The following is an 18,499-nucleotide window of genomic DNA, read 5'->3' as shown; positions in this document are numbered from 1 at the left end:
AAAAAAGGAGCGCACTCCTGAAACTTATTGATAACGCAAGGCCTCGGCGGGCTCCAGTTTCGAAGCTTTCATGGCGGGAAAGAGACCGAATCCCACTCCGACGACGACCGCAAAGGCAAACGCAATGGCAATGGCGGTCGGCTGAACCACTGCTCCCCAGTCTCCTCCACCCGGCATGGCCCGAGCGACGACATCCCCAATGCCATAGGCTGCGAGAATGCCCACAAGAATGCCAATGGATCCGCCAATCACGCTAATGGTCGTGGACTCAATGAGGAATTGCAACAGAATATCCTGCCGCCTGGCCCCTATGGCTTTTCGTAGCCCAATCTCCCTGGTTCGCTCGGTGACGGTAACGAGCATGATGTTCATGATGCCAATGCCGCCAACAAGGAGGGAAATCACCGCAATGCCTCCCAGAACAAGCCGGAAGGTTAACAGCGTTTGGTCCACCGCACTCAGAAATTCTCCCTGATTCCGGATATGAATGTCGTCTACCCCTTCGTGACGTTGAACCAGAAATTGATGCAGTGCCTGGGAGATTTCATCCATGCGCTGCCGGTCAGGCACATGAATGATCATAGATCGGATTTTGTCGGATCCCTGGAAAAAGCGCAGGCCCGTGCTGATAGGAATGATCACCATTTCGTCGTAATCGTGCCCGTAAATCTCCCCCTTGGGCTCCATGATGCCCTTTACCGTAAATCGTTGATCGCCGATTTTTACGCCCTCTCCGATGGCGGGTTGGGATCCGAACAACACTTCGGCAATGGTATGACCTAATACGACGGAACGGTTCCATTCCTTGATGTCGATGGATGAGACAAATCGTCCAGATTCGGGGCGAAAGTTCCGGATCTGGCTATATTCGGGAGAAGTGCCGGTGATTCGGCCGCTGTAGTCACGATCCCCCGCTTTTAATTGACCATCCAGCTCAATAATGGGAGCAACAACCAGATCCGGAAAACGTGTTTGAATGGCCAGAGCGTCGTCATAACGGAGTTCGGTATTTCTCCCCGCAAAGAGCTGCCGTTCTTCAACGGTCAACCGCTTTTTCCAGACAAACAGCAAATTGGTACCCATGCGCTCAAGAGAATTCACCAGCCAGACTTGTCCGCCCTCAACAATGGCAATCATGGTAATGACCGCGGCGACGCCAATAATGACTCCCAACATGGTAAGCCCCGAACGAAGCGCGTTCCCTGAAAGATTTTTGAGCGCGTCCAGGAAAATTGAACGTAACATAATCTTATCCCGGCACCGTGAGGGGTTGATGGGTGTATTCATCAGTCAGGACTCTGCCATCTGCCAGGGTGATGCGACGTTCCGCCTGCTGTGCGATGAGCGGATCATGAGTAATCATCACGATGGTTTGTCCATGACGATGCAGTTGTTCAAAGAGCGCAAGAATGTCTTTGCCTGATTGACTATCCAGGTTTCCCGTGGGTTCGTCCGCCAGGAGGAGCGCTGGACTGTTGGCTAACGCACGCGCGATCGCCACGCGTTGCTGTTGGCCTCCCGATAACTGATTGCTGTAATGGCGAAGGCGGTCCTGCAGGCCGACCTTGGTTAATAATGTCTGTGCAGTGTCGTGTTGGACTGTTCGTGAGGCGCCCGCATACATCAGAGGGAGTTGGACATTTTCCAAGGCGGTCTTCCGCGGAAGTAAATGAAAGGTTTGAAAGATAAACCCGATTTTTTTGTTACGGATGCCGGTTAAGCGGGAATCGGGAAGGGTGTTGACCAAATCCCCATCCAGCCAATACTCCCCATTTGTCGGGCGACTTAAACAGCCAATAATATCCAGAAGGGTGGTTTTGCCGCTTCCAGACTGTCCGATAATGGCCACAAACTCTCCCTTATTGACCTGGAGAGTGATATCGATTAAGGCCGGGACCTCGACGTGCCCGGCTTGGTAAATTTTGAAGATGTGGTTGAGTCCAATCAACATGGCCAAACCTACTTCCGGCGTTATCGGCGAGCCTCTTCGGCTTTAAAGGAGGGGACGACGACCTGGTCGTGTTCCTGAAGTCCTTGAGTGATGATGGCCTGCGTATCAGTCCGGAAGGCGACACGGACCTTTCGGGTCTGGGGTTGTCCATCCACGAGTACATCCACCACATCGTCCCCCTTATTGACACGTAAGACTTCAAGCGGCACGGTGAGGACATTCTCCAGCCGTTTTGTCTCAATATCGATGTTGGCCGTCAGCATCGGTTTTAAATCCACGTGGGTATTTTTTATATCAATAGAGACTTCATAGGTTACCAGATTGTTTTCTTTGACCCCCTGGGCGGCAATGGCCATCACCCGGCCCTTAAAAATTTTTTCCGGCAAGGCGTCCAGGCGAATCTCCACCGACTGGCCAACCGACACTCTTGGAATATTGACTTCATTGATTTTTGCTTTGACCACCATGTGGGACAGATCGGCAATGCGCATGAGAATTGTTCCGCCGCCGAATGTGGCGGTTCCGGACGTAATGATTTCTCCGGTATGGACAAGAACTTCCAGGACGGTACCTTGGGAGGGTGACCGGACCTGAAATTCTTCAGGGCGGGTTTTTGAGGCAGCGCCATCACGGTATCGTTCATACAATTCCTTGTTGCCGCCTAAGGCCAATAACAGTTGTCGCTCGGCCAACTCCAGACGAACCAGGGATTGCTGATAGTCCCGATGCGAAAGTTCCAACTCTTTTTGAGGGATAAACCCTTTTTTGAAGAGGGATTCGGCACGGATCCATTCCCGATGAGCGGTGTCCACGTTTAAACGTTCTTCCGAAATACCTGCCCTGAGTTGGGCCACCTGGCGGGCCTGGCTGGATTCCTGTCGAATAATTCCTAAGACCTGATCTTTTTGAACCTCTTGCCCCGCAGTCACAAACAATTGAGCGACTTCGCCGGAAAATTGAGATTTAATTTCGATGGTTTGAGAAGGCATGATCGTCCCGGTCTCCGACACCTTCGTCTGAAGTGAGGTTCGGACAACTTCGACCACGTTGTGACGTGCGGTCTCAGGAGAAGGTTGACCAGTCGACCGGGAATAATACACCCAACCACCCACCGCTCCCGCAAGTATGATGATGGTCAAAATCCAAGATGTTTTATTCATATCTTTACTTGTATGGTAACAAGTCCGGCAAACGCCTGGGAAATAGAAAGACAGAAAAGGGATAAATTGCGGGATGAGAGGGTTGTCCCCTTTGCGCATAGAGGTATGATTTTATTTAGACAAACCGCCGTGAAAAGGAGAGGAACGTAACAAGGATCCCTTTGGTGGAAGCTTATTCCGCTTTGGGAAGAAAGGCCGGCATGGTCAATTTGACAAGGCCTCACAAAATAAGAATGGTGTGGTCTTTACCTGAGCATGGGTATATTCTAGGGACGGGAAGAAAATCTTTACGGGAATTTTCGTTTTTTTCTTCACTGAATTTTAATGTTGTAATGATCGAGTGTAGAGGCGGTGACGAGGCGAAGGCGTGATAATGATTGGTTGTAGTCCAGGATGGCTCGTAATTCCCTACCTCGAGCTATTCGAAGATCTCTTTGAAATTCTAAAACTAATCGAGTGGTGCTGAGCCCGAGATTGAGGCGTTCCTGCTCCGCATTGAGTTGCCTTTCGGACAATTGGCGAGCCGTCTGATTCGTTCTGGTGCGCTTGAAGCTCGTCTGTACCTGACGGATGGCTTCTTTGACGTCCAGGATAATTTGTTGGCGAACGCGTAGGAGAGAGACCTGGCTTTGTTGAGTTTCCAGGATCCGGCGTTGATATTGACTCTGCGCCGAACGGTTTCCTATGGGGTAACTGAGGACGAGTCCTCCTCCCATGTTATAAAAATCCGTGCTGCCTAAACGATCCCAGTCATCCCGGGGGGTTTTCCCCAGTCCGCTAAGCCCCAAACTTCCTTGAAACGAGAGGTCGGGTAGAAGCTGATTTTTGGCAAAGCGGGTATTGACGTTGGACGTTTCAATGTTCTTTTTGGCTTGAAGAATGTCCGGACGTTGCTCGAATGCTACCTCTAGGTTTTCTTTGAGCGGGGTTTCCTGAAGATGTTGAATAGGTGGGTCGAGTGGGACAAGGGGTGTGGTTTGGGTCAGGTTGAATTCCGATTTACTAAGGAGGAGTCGAAGTTGATCTTCCTGATCCAGGACGGTTTTTTGGGCCAGCAAAATTTGTTCGATCTGGTTGGCTACCCCTGCCTGAGCCTGAAGGGCCTCTACATCGGCCATCACCCCGGCTTTAACCTTTGCGCGGTTGCTGGCGAGTAATTCTTCTGCGGCCTGTAAGGTCGCCCGAGCGACTTTTAGGTTCTCCCGGGCAAAGACGAGTTCCCAATACGCTTGCTCGACTTGGGCGATCACCGACAGGATCTGGTTAAGGAGTGTCAGTTGTTCCACATCAGCTGCGTTTTGTGCGAGCGTGATTTGTATATTGTTGATCGAAGGTCCGAAGTTGCGAAGAAGTGGTTGCGTCAGATTAAAGAGGACATTACTTGAATAGGCCGGGTTGAAAAGAAAGCTGGTTGATCCGGCTACGGAATTCCGTCTTGTGTCAAAGGTCAGATCGTACGATCCGCCGGTCAGCAACTTTTGATTCAATCCCAGGCTGAAATTTGTTTCATTTTGATCAAAGGTGTCTGGAATCGATCCTACCGTGATGCCTCCAAGGCCGAATATGGGCCTATTGAGTGGGACGACTGTCCGGTCGTACCGTCCGCCGAGCTCAACCGTGGGGTCAAATTGTGCCTGTTGAAAGACAATGTCGGTGAGTCGAAGATCTCTCGTGTGTCGGCTCACTTGAATGTCCAAATTATGTTCTAATGCTTCCATAACGGCTTCCTGCAACGTCAGCGTGATGACGGATTCAGATGGCAGGAGTTCCTGAAAGGACCATTCTTCCGTCTCAACGGGTCTGGCGGATCGGCTCTCACTAATCGGTGGCCATACGAGTTCGCTGAGGAAAATCCCGGCCAAAAAAGCCAGTCCAGTCAGAGCTTGGTATATCGTGGTCCAGCGCATATCTGTTTATTTCAGATTTCCAGGAGACCAACGCTAGTTTCAACCTATCAAAGCTTGATTTTTTCTGCAATTTTTTCTGAAAAATGATTAGACAGAATTCATGACATTTGTGTTTCGTGGGTCACCTGGACCTTATCCGCGGTCCTGTGAGGAGAGGGAAGGGGCTCATGAATTTTTCCTGTCAGAACTTGAGTGCATGAGGAGGTTGGCGGGCGGGTGATGGTGCCCTGTCTTGACTGCCAAAAAGGGGTTGTGGACTTCCGGTGAGAATGCGTATCATCCTAAGCGCTATGGGTTTTCCGTCTACTTAATATTCATGTCTTTTTGGGGTAGGGATGATTATGAAACACGAGGAGTTGAGTTTGCTTGAGAAGCGTTTTCTGTCTAGCCGGATGTCTTGGCAAAGGGTTATGGGCACACAAAGGTTATTTAGTTGTGGAGGACTGGTGCTGGGGACGGCCTTGAGTTTTCTTGTGATGGGGGCTTCCATGGGATTTTCGGAAGAGCCACCTCAGGAGCTTCCCAAGCCATTTCATAAAACGACTCCCCCTCTTTTTCAGGAATGGAATTTTGATCAACCGTCACTTAGTGGCTTGCCAAAGGGCTTTACGCAGGCTTTTGGTGGATCTTCAGGAAAAGGGGAATGGTCAGTCAAAGAAGATAGCACCGCTCCCAGTCCGCCCTATTTGGTAGAGCAACGATTACAGTGTGGTGAGGATTGGTGCTACCAGCTTTTGATCGCAGAAGACGCGGTGGTTGAATATGTGGATCTTTCAGTCCGCTTAAAGCTTAATTTGGGAACACCGACCGGGAAAGCCGGGTTGGCATATGGGATCCAAGATGATAAAAATTTCTTTGCCACTGTTGTTGAACCCAGAACAAACGAGGTTGTGGCTTATGTCGTTAAGGATGGGCAACCAACCGAATTAGGAAGGGAGTCCTTAATCATTCGATCTGCTGATTGGCACTCTCTCCGGATCCAACGAAATACCATTATCAGTAAGGAATATACCGAAATCTCTTTTGATAACCACCTGGCCCTTGATGTCTACGATCAATCATTTAAAAAGGGCAAATTGGGATTGGTTGTAATGGGAGATGGCGGGTTTTCGTTTGATAATCTTCGTGCGATGGAATTGATGACCAATCGCCCCCTCTCCAGACCGTCGGCTTATTAAGCCGGAGGCTGTTAGCGAACGTCGGGCTCAAGTCGGTCTAGGATGAGGGGCAGAAGATTTTCAGGAGTGGTGGCTTCAAGGAGTAACGCCCGGTTGGTTCGGGTGAGGAACCCTTGTTGGACTTGATGGTCGAAAAATTTCAACAGCCCATCAAAAAACCCAAAGCAATTCAGCAGGCCACAGGGCTTGTGATGAAGTTTTAACTGTGCCCAGGTTACCATTTCACAGCATTCTTCCAACGTTCCAAATCCACCGGGTAACGTGATGAATCCGGCTGATAGATCTGCCATAAGAGTTTTTCGTTCATGCATGGAGTTCACAATATGCGTAGCTGTGAGTTCCTGATGTAGGAGTTCCTTTTCTGCCAGATGCTTGGGAATAACTCCGATGACGGTCCCGCCTTCCTGCAGTACCGTTGATGCCAGCACCCCCATCAGTCCAATATTCCCCCCACCATAGACTAAACCCATTCCTTGTTGGACAAGCGCATGTCCCAACCGCTGTGCCATGTTGGTATATCCTGGGTCGTTCCCCAGACTAGAGCCGCAGAAAACACAAATATTTCGCATGGGATGAGTTGTTTACTTTCTGGTAATCGATATGAATCTGGTGTCTGCGAGAAAAAAAAGCGGTTTAGGTTGAGTCAGGAGAAGCGGAGGAATACCCAAAATGCCGGAGTCCTTAAATTAATTGGCTATGGGGAGGGCGGTCAATGCGTATGGATTGATTCGGGAGCCATTTAAGTGTATGCCCCAATGGAGATGCGGGCCAGTGGCTCTTCCTGTGGCTCCGACTTTGCCTAAGGCTTCTCCTTTCTGAATTGTTTGGCCAGAAGTGACATCGACCTCTGAGAGATGAAAGTACATGGAAAATAGGCCTACCCCATGATCCAGGACCACACCCTTTCCGGAGAAGAAGTGATCGACTGTTTTCGCGACGATACCCTTGTTAATGGCTTGAACCGGAGTACCCTTTGGCGCCGCGATATCTTCTCCTGAGTGGGGTTTTCTGGTTTGACCATTAATCACCCGACGACTGCCAAAAACTCCAGTGACTTTCCCATTCACAGGCTCAAGAAACGGACCGTCCCATAAAGGACGTGTGCCAATGTGGTGAAAGGCCTCTGCTAATTCTTTTTTTTCTTTTTGAACGCGCTGTAAAGTTTTGGCGTCAAGGTCCACTGTATTCTTCGGGAGCGTCAGGTGTTGGACGGAATAGTCTTCTTTGATGATTTGGACGGAGTAGCTAAGATGGTCTGATCCGGAGTCGGAATGGACCGTGATACTCAACTCCTGCATTCCCGGTGGATCTTCCATGTCGATTCCCACCATGCCTGCAAAGTGGGTATCACCATGTGGGAAGAAGGGGATCTTCCTCTTGAGAAATAGGCCACTTACTTTGGCCTTAGGTTGAGATATCGGCACGTCAATCCAGAGAACTTGGCCCTGTTTTCCGCTGAGATGGCCATTGGCACCCGGTCGGTTCCGTTCCGCACTCGGAACGATCTGAATAGGGAAAATGCTGGCGAGCAGCAGGGAAACGACAAACAAGACCTTCCATGAAGCTGAAGGAGGGCGTGGGGACAATGAGCTGATCATGGGAAGAGCCGATTATGAGGAACCTGGCTGAGCAATTCTTCTACGCGTCGATTAAAAGGACAAAAGGGGTCCATGCACAAAATGGTTTCTTCCCAGTACCCGTTCAGTTTGAGATAGGTCCAATCCACAGTATATGACCGATTTTTTGCACGGGCAAATCTGATGAAGTCTCCTCGCACTTTTGCTCGTGTGGTTTGAGGAGGAACCGTTTTGGCCTGTTCAATTGCGTCCTCATCAATCATTTTTCGAATGTGATTACGTTCTGCCAGGAGATGAAACAGGCTTCGTTGTCGGTTAATGTCATGATATTGCAAATCCATCATGCCTAATCGGGGATCATCCCATCCACAAGATTTTTTGGCCATGTAATTTTCGAGGATCCATTGCTTGGTGATCCAGTCGATTTCGCGGACGAGTGCCATGGGGGAGGTATCCAGCATCTTCAACACGCGACCCCATTCATAATGCACCTCTGCCATGACTTTGTTGGGAGGCTGCAACGCCAAATATTCACCCGCCCGTTCCCAGAATGTCTGTTGAATTTCCAATGCGGTCAGGTTGCTCCCATCTTCAAGCTTGACGGTTTTTTTCAGAGTGGGATCCCGGGAGATGTCTCGAATCGCTTTGACAGGTTCTTCAAGTTCAATATGTGGAATGGTGAATCCGTCCTCGATCATGGAGAGGACGATCATGGCTGTCCCTACCTTTAAGTAGGTGGAAAACTCCGACATATTGGAATCGCCGAGAATGATATGAAGCCGACGGTATTTTTCGGCATCAGCATGAGGTTCATCGCGTGTGTTGATAATGCTTCGGGACGACGTCGTAGAGGAAGACGTTTTTTCATGAATATGTTGCGCTCGTTGGGAGATAAAATATTGAGACTTCCCGGATACTTTCAGTATTTTCCCGGCTCCAGAAAAAATTTGACGCGTGACGAAAAAGGGGATGAGTTGTTCGCTGACTTTCCAAAAATCCACATCCCGACGCATGAGGAAATTTTCATGGCAGCCATACGTGTTGCCGAGGGAATCCGTGTTGTTCTTGAAAATGAAGATCTCGCCGGACAGTCCTTCTTCGCGCAAGCGCTCTTCGGCAATGGGCAGACAACTTTCCAGGATCCGCTCACCGGCTTTGTCGTGGATGATCAAATCAAGCAGATCGTCGCATTCGGGCGTAGAGTATTCTGGGTGGCAGCCCGTGTCCTGGTAGAACCGCGCCCCATTGGTGAGGAAGGCATTGGACGGCCAGCTATTGGGGATGAGTCCCTCAAAAATGTACCCGAGTATTTTTTCAATGGGAAGATAGACCCGTCCATTCGGCGAAAATGTCAGGCCGTATTCACTCTCAAGGCCAACAATGCGTTTCATCATATCCGGCCCCTCTCTCTCCTGCGGCTTAATAAGGGCATATTATCCCATCTCCGCTACAGGACTCCTTCTCGTTTGAAGGATCTGACCGCCAATCGACAATATTTCTCCTCGAGTGTTTCGGTTTTCGTAAACAGGCCTTCTTGCGTGTTTCGATCTACACTTTCCGGGTTTTGGAAATGGATCATGCTCGAAAATATGGCATTATTTCGATCAATCTTATACTCAGAATACACCCAGATCAGGTAATGATCAACTGATACGAAGGAGGAACGTATGAGGGGTTATGCGAGAATTTGAGTTGCTTCGAGGATCGGGACTCGCCGAAATCTTCTACCTATTCGAGTTCGGTCCAAAACCGCGACTTCCAAACCTTCCAGGTTTGATCGAGGATCCGTGCCCTGTTCAAAGGCATGCTGGCAGAGCGTTAAGGCTTCTTTAAGGGATGGGCAAGTATGAGGAATTTCTTTTCTGAGGAGAGTTAAGATGGTTTCAGATCGTCCTCCAATGGCGGTGAATTTTCGTTCATCCACAATACTCCCATCAAAAGAGATGCGGTATAACTCATTGCGCTCCGGTGTCTCACCGACCTGAGCCAACAGTAGTTCCACTTCGTAAGGTTTCATTTCCTGGCTAAAGAGTGTGCCGAGAATTTGTGAATAGCCATTTGCCAGTGATCGTGCGGTCACATCTTCTCGGCTATACATCATGCCTTTAACGTCCGCATGTTGAATGCCGGCTTTCCGAAGATTCTCAAATTCACTGTATCTCCCCGCCCCGGAAAATGCGATGCTGTCATAGATCTCAGAAATTTTAAACAGGGAGGCGCTGGGGTTTTCGGCGACAAACAAGACGCCATCTGCATATTCCATGGCGATGATCGACCGGCCTTTGGCGATGCCTTTTTTGGCATATTCCGCCCTGTCCTGCATCATTTGTTCGGGTGAAACGTAATAGGGCAAGGCCACGGTTTATGTCTCCTGTTTCTCGTTCACCAATGCCTCGCACATAGTAGCCAATTGGGTGTCATCCACATCCCGAACCCCTCTGGAATCAACTAATTTGACGGTCGGGAAGATTCGTCGGATCAGGTCCGGTCCACCGGTCCCGACATCTTCATCTGCGGCATTGAGGAGGGCGCGAAGGGCCACTTTGACCGCCGCGTCCTCTGATAAGTTTTTCCGGAAATATTCTTTGAGGGTCGATCGCGCATCTTTTCCGCCTGAGCCGACGGCGTGAAATTCCCTGTCCTCGTAGCGTCCTCCCGTAATGTCATATTTGAAGAGTCGACCAATCTCCCGTTTGTGATCATAGCCGACAAACAGGGGAATGACCACGAGTCCATGTAAGACCATGGGAAAATTGGCCTTTACCATATGCCCAAGCCTATTGGCTTTCCCTTCGCAGGTTAAGGGTTGTCCGTCAAGTTTTTCATAATGTTCCAGTTCGATGCGGAAAAGTTTTGCCATTTCCACGCAGGGTCCTGCAGCTCCTGCAATAGCCATGGCGGAAAAGCCATCGGTTTGAAAGACCTTTTCCATGCGATTCGCGGCGATTTGAAATCCTTCGGTGGCGCGACGGTCTCCGGCGATGAGGACGCCGTTATCATAGGTAAAGGCGAGAACCGTGGTGCCGTGTGGCCAGGGAAGATGCCTGGTAGACATCAACGAAGGGTCTGTTTGGCTTTGCTGGGAGAGTGAGTTTTCCCACCGCGCCATTGGGAGTAAGTCGGGTCGTTGGGAGGTGAGATATTGGTAGAAACTGGAATACGGATCAGCTGAGAAGTTTGGAAGGGAGACGTTTTCAGAATTCATGCGACCTCAATGTTTCCTGACCGACTGGGTTCCCTGTTTCATTTAGGACTTCACGAGTCGGGATAATAACTGATCCACGGAGGTAATGTCCCTAAACAATTCTTGGGTGAGCTGTTGGGTGCCTCGATAAGGATCCATCAATGGGATACGCTTAATGGTAGAATTTCCGGTATGAAGAAGGACGGAAGTCCAACTCATGCCGTATACCTGGCTTGGCAGGTGTTGTAAACATTGACCTCTGAAAAATGCCCGTGTGAAAGCCGGTGCAGTCTGGCGGGCACGTTCGACTTCCAGCTCGAGAGTCAAACGTTCAATTTGTCCCGTCCGCTCCAGGGTATAGTACAGCCCTTTGTCTGGTCGCACGTCGTGATACTGTAAATCCATCATGGCCACCCTGGGATCATTCCAGGAACAGTGTTTGCGATCCATATAGGATTGAATCAATGCATGCTTGGCGACCCAATCGACTTCTCGCCGAAGCTCAAAAGGATCACGCTCCAAGGTATCCAAGGTGGATTCCCAGCGGACAAGCACCTCCTTGGTGATAGGGGAGACCTCTCTGGTTCGATAAAAGTCATGGGCTGATTGCAGGAAGGCCCGCTGAATAGCGATAGCGGTGGTGTGTTGGCCATTATTAAGCGGAAGCGAACTTTTCACAGTCAGATCTCGTGATACCGCCTTGATGGCCCTGACCGGATCGGTCAATTCAATACATGGGAGAGATCCTTGCTGCTCCAACATTTCCATGATAATGGCCGTCGTGCCGACTTTTAAGAAGGTTGATACCTCGGACATATTGGCGTCACCCACGATGACGTGAAGACGTCGGTAGTCGGCTTGATGGGCATGGGGTTCATCCCGGGTATTGATAATGGGACGATTCACCATGGTATTGAGATCAAGCAGACATTCAAAAAAATCTGCCCGCTGTGAGATTTGATAGTGAATAGGATCTGTGCCGTTCTCGGCTCCGACTTTCCCTGCGCCACAAAAGATGGGGCGTGAAACAAAGAAAGGGAGTAGAACGTTGGCTACCTGCTCGAATGGAATCCGGCGGGACAAAATGTAATTTTCGTGGTATCCGAAGCTGTTTCCTTTTCCGTCTGAGTTGTTGCGGTAAACCAGAAAATTCTCTTCTCCCATACTGTGATTCAGTCGGGCCAAGCACTCAGCCACAATATAGTCCCCGGCACGTTCATAGGCCACCACTTCCCGGGGGTTGCTGCATTCGGGAGTGGAATATTCCGGGTGAGCTCCATCGACGTAGAGGCGACCGGCATTCGGCAATACTTTATTGAGTTGACGATTATAGGTGGCGCTTGGTCGTTCGGGTTCGCCTTCGACCGGAAACCCACGCGCATCCCAAAAGGGATTTTCATTTTCGTAATCCCATAGAGCCGTGGGAGCGGGGAGATGGGGACAGTGACTGATTAATCGAAGGGAATTCGCTACGGGATCAGGATGATCCGGGGAGCGAGAAATAATCCCGAATTCAGTTTCCGTTCCAAGAATTCGCAGCAAGGAGGCCTCATGAAAAGCAGCTAGATATGATTAAAAATAATGACCAACGCTGATGGTTTCTATTTCTCGTGGCTCTGAATCCTCATCGGTGGTTAAGGTGCGCACATGAACGATTTTTTCGCCCTTTTTCCCTGCTATTTTTGCCCAATCATCGGGGTGCGTGGTATTTGGTAAGTCTTCCTGTTCCTTGAATTCTTCTCGAATGCCCCGCAGAAAGTCCTCGGATTTGAGACCTTTGACGTCGCCGGAGATTGCACGTTTAATAGCCAATTTTTTCGCGCGGGAGACCACACTTTCGATTAATGCGCCACTGGCAAAATCTTTGAAGTACACGGTTTCTTTTTCACCATTGGCGTAGGTGACTTCTAGAAATTGATTTTCCTCCGTCAATGCATACATGGCCTCGACCGTGGTGTCGATAAGATGATTGATGCACCTTGATCGATCTGAGCCATGTTGGGTCAATTCAGATTCCGCAAGGGGTAAGTCCAAGTGGAGATATTTCCCAAGGATATCCTTGGCACTCTGTTTATCAGGTCTGGGAATCTTAATTTTGATATCCAAGCGTCCCGGCCTCAAAACCGCAGGGTCAATGAGGTCTTGACGGTTACTGGCACCGATGACGATAACGTCTCGAAGACTTTCTACTCCATCAATCTCAGATAAAAATTGGGGTACGATGGTCGATTCCATGTCCGAGGAAATTCCTGTCCCTCTTGTTCGGAATAACGCATCCATTTCATCAAAAAAGACGATGACCGGATTGCCGTGTGACGCCTTTTCTTTCGCTTTCGCAAACACTTCTCGAATTTGGCGTTCGGATTCACCCACATATTTGTTCAATAACTCGGGTCCCTTGATGTGGAGGAAGTAACTACGAACGTCCTTGCCTTTGAGGTGACCGAGTTTTTTCGCAATGGAGTTTGCGACAGCTTTGGCAATCAAGGTTTTCCCGCATCCCGGAGGTCCATACAACAAAAGACCTTTTGGGGGTGATAAGCGGTGTTCAGCGAATAGCTCAGGGTAGAGAAAAGGCAATTCAACGGCGTCCTTGACCTGCTCCAGTTCTTTGGTTAACCCGCCGATTTGGTCATACTGAATATCCGGAACTTCCTCGATGACGAGTTCCTCCATTTCACTTTTGGGAAGTTTTTCGATGAGGTATCCGGATCGTGGTTCAAAGAGGAGGTGGTCGCCGACACTCAAGGTCTGGTGCTTCAGCGAATCCGAGATTTCAACCACTCGCTCGTCGTCCAGGCGCAGACTGACCACGGCTCGCCCATCGTCCAGAAGGTGTTTGAGATGGGCGATTTCCCCCTGCGGATCATACCCTCGCGATTCAATCACGTTCAGGCCTTCGTTCAAAATAACCTCTTGGCCTTTTTTAAGAGATTCTGCCGGAATAGACGGATGAAGGTTGACCCGTAGCTTTCTGCCGCCAAGTGAGACATTCACGGTCCCGTCTGTGTTGGTGTTGTAGAAGACGGCAAAAGTTGATGGAGGCGCAGTGAGTTTGTCGACTTCTTTTCGAAGCGCTTCGATTTGTACTTTGGCTTCCTGTAACGTAGAAACTAACTGCTCGTTTTTCTGCTGAGAAAGGTGCAGCTTCTGTCGAGATTCATGCAGCTGCCGCATTTCGAGCTCCATGGACTCAAGCTCGGTTCGTAACTTTTCAATCTCACGGATATGATCGTCTGTTTTTCGTATACCCATAGTTAGATCCTACCTGATTCAAGGTTTCAACGAAACCGAAGGGCACATCTCGCTCTCAAAAAATCTCCCTACCTGTCAGTCTATTAAGTGGTAAAAGGGAAATCCGCACGTTCTTTCTCTGAAAAGATCTTACCACCCAAAAAAAATTAGGGTCAACCAAACACCCGCATTGTGACGGCTAAAATAAGTTGACAATTCAGGACAATCGTGCCAACAGTTCACGGGTGGTGTCTGGAATGGACGGCGATTGAAGAATAGAGGAAATGACGGCCACACCGTAAGCCCCTGCTGATAAGACGTCAGGAATTTTAATAGGAATGATTCCCCCGATGGCATAGATGGGCAAGTGGAGGAATCGGCTGGTCTCTTGAAGAATCTGTATTCCTAAAGGTGGTCCATACGCTCGCTTTGAAGGCGTATCAAAAATGGGACCCAGCACGATGAAGTCGGCGCCTTCCCCTTCCGCCACTCGGGCTTCTTCAACGGAATGCGTTGAGACGCCGATAAGGTGTCCCGTCCCTAACAGGCGACGGGCCACGGAAACGGGAAGACTATCTGTCCGAAGATGTACGCCGTCGGCTCCCAGGGCAAGGACCAAGTCGATACGATCATTCAATAAAATGGTTCCCTGGTGGTGCTTGATGAGTGGGCCGAGCTCCTGATAGAGGGAAGTCAATTCTCGAGTCGTAAGATCCTTTTCCCGGATTTGTACCATCCGGACTCCTGCGTCTACCGCTTCGGTTATCACGGAAGAGAGGGGACGGTGAAGGGTTTGATGGCGGTCGGTCAGAAGGTAGAGTCTGGGAAGGATGCGCGAGGACATTCCGAAGAGGGGTTACAACATTCCCTCGATAGGACTACTGGCAGTCGCATATAACTTCCTGGGAATTCTCCCAGCCTTGTAAGCCAAGCGTCCGGCGTCAACGGCATACCGCATGGCCGTGGCCATCATCAACGGATCCTTGGCTCCGGCAATGGCCGTGTTCATTAATACGGCATCAGCTCCGTATTCCATGGCCAGGGCTGCGTCAGAAGCGGTTCCAACTCCGGCGTCTACGATGACCGGGACATTGACCGTTTCCATGATGATTTTGAGGTTATACGGATTGCGGATCCCAAGCCCGGAACCGATCGGTGCGGCGAGTGGCATGACGGCAGGACAGCCAATATCGACTAACTTTTTGGCGACAATGGGGTCGTCATTCGTATATGGCAATACGACAAAACCTTCGGCAATCAAAATTTTTGCGGCTTCAATAAGTCCTGCTGTATCGGGAAATAGTGTGCGTTCATCTCCAATGACTTCCAATTTCACCAAATCTGACACTCCCGCAGCGCGGGCCAGTCGAGAATAACGAACGGCATCTTCGACGGTATAACATCCGGCCGTGTTGGGTAAAATGGTGTATTTCTTCGGATCGAGGTAGTCCAGTAAATTTTCTGATTTGTTATCGGTAATATTGACGCGGCGAACTGCAACCGTCACCACATCAGCCCCTGAAGCCTCAATCGCTTTTCGGGTTTCCTCAAAGTTTTGATATTTTCCTGTTCCAACCCAGAGTCGAGAGTGGAAAGTTCGACCGGCAATGATTAACGGATCCTGATTCATCTCTTCCTCTTCAATTTCCTCATGTGGGAGAGCCGCCTCCAATAAAGCTTAAAATTTCAACCTTGTCCCCATCCTGGAGATTCCAGTTGAGGAATTCTCCGCGGTCCAAAATTTTAAGGTTGATTTCTACTGCGACTTGTTCGGAACGGAGGTGAAGCGTTTCTAGAAGCTGTGCGACCGTCAAAGGTTCCTCGGCCTCGCGGTGCTCTCCATTCACGACGATTTTCATGCGTATAGATAAGAACGCAATGGCCAGTGTATTCCGGCCATGCAAGATTTCATCCTACGGGACTTGAGAAATTCTTGTCAATGAAATGCCTTGGAGTGAGAAAGGATAATAATGGTTCTGTTGAGCCAACGAAGGCTCATTGTTATGACCTGGTTTTATCGATCACATCTGACATAAAATGATTAAGTCACACAGTGGATCTTTAAGGTGTCAGGATACAAGCTTGTCCCACCGAGGCGATCGTCATGGAGAAAAACATCAACCAGGATCTCATGGCTTTGTTCGTGTCGATGGCAGGTTTGTTGGCATCCAGAGGTGAAAATCCCTACAAGGTGAAAGCCTATCGCCGGGCTGCTGATTCACTGAAAAGTCTCCAGGAAGATGTGACAGAGTTGGCAAATCGTGGCGAACTTCAAACGATTCCCGGCATCGGCAAGGAATTATCCCTAAAAATTCGGGAATTTCTCTCTACGGGTCGTATCCGTGCGTATGACGAATTAAAAACTCCTCTTCCTGATTCAGTCCTGGAATGGGTGGAGCTGCCAGGATTTTCAGAACCGATTGTCCACGATCTGGTTTTTCGATTGGGCATCACAACTTGGGAAGATCTGGAAGCCTTGGCCCAATCGCATTTACTGCAAACTCTTCCAGGTCTAGGGAATCGGGGTGAGGAAATCTTAACGGCGATTCAAGCAAAGCGAGCAGCTTGTCAGGAGTCATAAATGAGGGGAGGTAAGTGGGAGACGCTTCTCCCATGGTTTCGGACGGACGCAATCCCCATCGCCATCGAACAGGAAAAAGGTATGGAAACATACCAGGCAATCACCTCAGCAGGATGGTTAGGTAATGGCAATTTCGGCATTTGTTTTGATTGACACGACAGGCAATCACACCAAGAGTGCATATAAAACTCTTACACGCATTCAAGGTGTGAAATCTGTCTATCCCGTGACAGGTCCGTTTGATTTAATTGCCCATGTGGAAGCCGAAACTTTAGAGGAGCTGAACGACCTCATTATGGTTCGTCTTCGAGGTATTGATGGGGTCATTAAAACGAATACGGCAATTGTTCTCGACTTTTAAATTCTTCAGCGTTTTAGGCCGGCCGCATTATGCGGCCGGTTTCAACTGTTTAAAGACTTTCCACGATTTTAACATTTCTACTGCCTTCAGTAACTGAAGGTCCTCGGGGGGAATGGGTTGGGGCTGGTCCTTGTCCTGGGGATCCGTGGGGGCGGCAGGCTTGGCAGGAGCAGGTACAGGGGAACCCACAGTGCTCTCCTCCTTTTTCCCTTCGGAAGATTCCTGTTTCGCCACCTGAACGGGTTTCGGATCAATGACAATATCGGGTTGCACTCCGATAGAATGAATCGACTTGCCGTTTGGCGTAAAGTATTTCGCTGTGGTGAGACGAAGCCCTGACCCATCGGAAAGGGGGAGAATGGTTTGCACCGACCCCTTTCCAAAGGTTGTGGTGCCAATAACGACGGCTTTCCCCCAATCCTGCATGGCTGCAGCCACGATTTCTGAAGCGCTGGCAGAACCGTGGTTGACCAACACAATCATAGGATATTGATAGTTCTTACTACTTGCCCGTGCGCGATATTCATCCTTTTTGCCGTTGCGTCCTTGAATCGAGACCACGAGTCGGCCGGATTCTAGGAATTGTTCGGAGACTCCTACGGCAGCCGTCAACAGCCCACCGGGATTATTTCGAAGATCCAGAATTAAACCTTGAATGTTTTTGGAAGCTAATTTTTCCAATTCCCCTGAGAGATCGTCGACTGTCGCCTCTTGAAATTGGTTCAGACGAACGTATCCAAGGTTGCCCTCCAGAAGCTTGGAACGAACGCTTTGAATTTTAATGATATCGCGTTTGAGGGTGAAGATCAGTGGTTTTTCCAGTCCCTCACGCTCTATGGTCAATTCCACAGAAGTTCCTCGTGCCCCGCGCATGTGCTGAACGGCTTCCATGAGGGTGAGATCTTTTGTTGGTTTGTCGTCAACTTTGATAATGGTGTCACCGGGCTGGATGCCGGCTTCAAAGGCCGGCGTATCCTCAATAGGAGAGATCACGGTCAGGCGATTGTTTTTTACGCCGATTTGAATGCCCAGTCCTCCGAATTCTCCCTTCGTTTCAACTTGCATTTCTTTGAACATATCGGGCGTCATAAAAGAAGAATGAGGATCGAGTCCGGCCAGCATGCCTCGTAGGGCACCCTGGACAAGATCTTTGGTTTGTGTTTCCTCCACATAATTCTTTTTGACTTGCGAAAGCACTTCAGCGAAGATTTGCAATTCCTCGTAGGGTTCGCTGGCATACCCCGCCCGGTCTCCTCCTTTTCCGATGACAATCCCCACCAAAAGGATGGCGGTTAAGGTCAAACCAGAAATCACTACCGTCGACAATCGTTCATGTGACATGAGGTGTTCCTTCTTCCAGTTGTTC

At 49.6% G+C, this 18,499-nt stretch carries 18 protein-coding genes; 3 read left to right on the top strand and 15 right to left on the bottom strand.

All coding sequences use genetic code 11. The features are described 5' to 3' along the window. Window positions 1-24: 24 nt before the first annotated feature. The 4 genes from PQG83_RS11930 to PQG83_RS11915 form a co-directional block, all read right to left on the bottom strand. Window positions 25-1,245, bottom strand: coding sequence for an ABC transporter permease (locus PQG83_RS11930; protein WP_312741253.1), 1,221 nt, complete (start codon window positions 1,243-1,245; stop codon window positions 25-27). Between the two features lie 4 nt (window positions 1,246-1,249). Continuing rightward, the gene (locus PQG83_RS11925; RefSeq protein ID WP_376753595.1) at window positions 1,250-1,948 is read right to left on the bottom strand and encodes an ABC transporter ATP-binding protein; all 699 of its coding nucleotides are present in this window, start codon (window positions 1,946-1,948) and stop codon (window positions 1,250-1,252) included. Window positions 1,949-1,971: 23 nt separating this feature from the next. After that, a complete protein-coding gene (locus PQG83_RS11920) occupies window positions 1,972-3,111 on the bottom strand; it encodes an efflux RND transporter periplasmic adaptor subunit (protein ID WP_312741248.1) in 1,140 nt (379 codons plus the stop codon). Window positions 3,112-3,422: 311 nt separating this feature from the next. Then, window positions 3,423-5,018, bottom strand: a complete 1,596-nt coding sequence (locus PQG83_RS11915) for a TolC family protein (protein ID WP_312741245.1) — start codon at window positions 5,016-5,018, stop codon at window positions 3,423-3,425. Window positions 5,019-5,428: 410 nt separating this feature from the next. Here PQG83_RS11915 and PQG83_RS11910 point away from each other — a divergent pair, with 410 nt between their 5' ends. Then, entirely contained in the window at window positions 5,429-6,196 is a 768-nt protein-coding gene (locus PQG83_RS11910) for a hypothetical protein (RefSeq protein ID WP_312741241.1), read from the top strand. Window positions 6,197-6,207: 11 nt separating this feature from the next. Here PQG83_RS11910 and PQG83_RS11905 read toward each other — a convergent pair whose 3' ends face one another. From PQG83_RS11905 to thiS, 10 genes are all read right to left on the bottom strand, one after another. After that, complete coding sequence (locus PQG83_RS11905; protein ID WP_312741238.1) at window positions 6,208-6,765, bottom strand: LOG family protein; 558 nt, start codon at window positions 6,763-6,765, stop codon at window positions 6,208-6,210. 117 nt (window positions 6,766-6,882) lie between these two features. Next, window positions 6,883-7,746, bottom strand: coding sequence for a M23 family metallopeptidase (locus PQG83_RS11900; RefSeq protein ID WP_312741236.1), 864 nt, complete (start codon window positions 7,744-7,746; stop codon window positions 6,883-6,885). 44 nt (window positions 7,747-7,790) lie between these two features. Then, window positions 7,791-9,167 carry a Pup--protein ligase gene (gene pafA, locus PQG83_RS11895; protein ID WP_312741234.1) on the bottom strand — a complete coding sequence of 459 codons (1,377 nt, stop codon included), beginning with the start codon at window positions 9,165-9,167 and terminating at the stop codon, window positions 7,791-7,793. A gap of 281 nt (window positions 9,168-9,448) precedes the next feature. Continuing rightward, on the bottom strand, window positions 9,449-10,132 hold the full coding sequence (gene prcA / locus PQG83_RS11890) for a proteasome subunit alpha (RefSeq protein ID WP_312741232.1): 684 nt from the start codon (window positions 10,130-10,132) through the stop codon (window positions 9,449-9,451). A 3-nt stretch (window positions 10,133-10,135) separates the two neighbouring features. After that, on the bottom strand, window positions 10,136-10,978 hold the full coding sequence (prcB, locus tag PQG83_RS11885; protein ID WP_312741231.1) for a proteasome subunit beta: 843 nt from the start codon (window positions 10,976-10,978) through the stop codon (window positions 10,136-10,138). A 42-nt stretch (window positions 10,979-11,020) separates the two neighbouring features. Next, complete coding sequence (gene dop / locus PQG83_RS11880; protein WP_312741230.1) at window positions 11,021-12,499, bottom strand: depupylase/deamidase Dop; 1,479 nt, start codon at window positions 12,497-12,499, stop codon at window positions 11,021-11,023. 30 nt (window positions 12,500-12,529) lie between these two features. Continuing rightward, a complete protein-coding gene (gene arc, locus PQG83_RS11875) occupies window positions 12,530-14,212 on the bottom strand; it encodes a proteasome ATPase (protein WP_312741229.1) in 1,683 nt (560 codons plus the stop codon). Window positions 14,213-14,408: 196 nt separating this feature from the next. Further along, on the bottom strand, window positions 14,409-15,035 hold the full coding sequence (gene thiE / locus PQG83_RS11870; RefSeq protein ID WP_312741227.1) for a thiamine phosphate synthase: 627 nt from the start codon (window positions 15,033-15,035) through the stop codon (window positions 14,409-14,411). A 12-nt stretch (window positions 15,036-15,047) separates the two neighbouring features. After that, window positions 15,048-15,821 carry a thiazole synthase gene (locus PQG83_RS11865; RefSeq protein WP_312741225.1) on the bottom strand — a complete coding sequence of 258 codons (774 nt, stop codon included), beginning with the start codon at window positions 15,819-15,821 and terminating at the stop codon, window positions 15,048-15,050. Window positions 15,822-15,840: 19 nt separating this feature from the next. Further along, window positions 15,841-16,095 (bottom strand): sulfur carrier protein ThiS, encoded by a 255-nt coding sequence (gene thiS / locus PQG83_RS11860; protein WP_312741222.1) that lies wholly within the window; start codon window positions 16,093-16,095, stop codon window positions 15,841-15,843. A 200-nt stretch (window positions 16,096-16,295) separates the two neighbouring features. Between thiS and PQG83_RS11855 the strand changes: the two genes are divergently transcribed. Continuing rightward, window positions 16,296-16,772: a histidinol-phosphatase gene (locus tag PQG83_RS11855; protein WP_312741219.1), complete on the top strand. Its 477-nt coding sequence runs from the start codon at window positions 16,296-16,298 to the stop codon at window positions 16,770-16,772. 124 nt (window positions 16,773-16,896) lie between these two features. Beyond that, complete coding sequence (locus PQG83_RS11850) at window positions 16,897-17,133, top strand: Lrp/AsnC family transcriptional regulator (RefSeq protein WP_312643985.1); 237 nt, start codon at window positions 16,897-16,899, stop codon at window positions 17,131-17,133. 27 nt (window positions 17,134-17,160) lie between these two features. On the opposite strand, the gene PQG83_RS11845 is transcribed toward PQG83_RS11850, so the two are convergent. Further along, window positions 17,161-18,474 (bottom strand): S41 family peptidase, encoded by a 1,314-nt coding sequence (locus PQG83_RS11845; protein WP_312741216.1) that lies wholly within the window; start codon window positions 18,472-18,474, stop codon window positions 17,161-17,163. Window positions 18,475-18,499: the final 25 nt, after the last annotated feature.

It is taken from the genome of Candidatus Nitrospira neomarina (assembly GCF_032051675.1).
Taxonomy (GTDB): Bacteria; Nitrospirota; Nitrospiria; order Nitrospirales; family UBA8639; genus Nitrospira_E; species Nitrospira_E neomarina.
The sequence above is the reverse complement of the archived record's forward strand: the minus strand, read 5'-3'. Positions and strand labels throughout refer to the sequence as shown.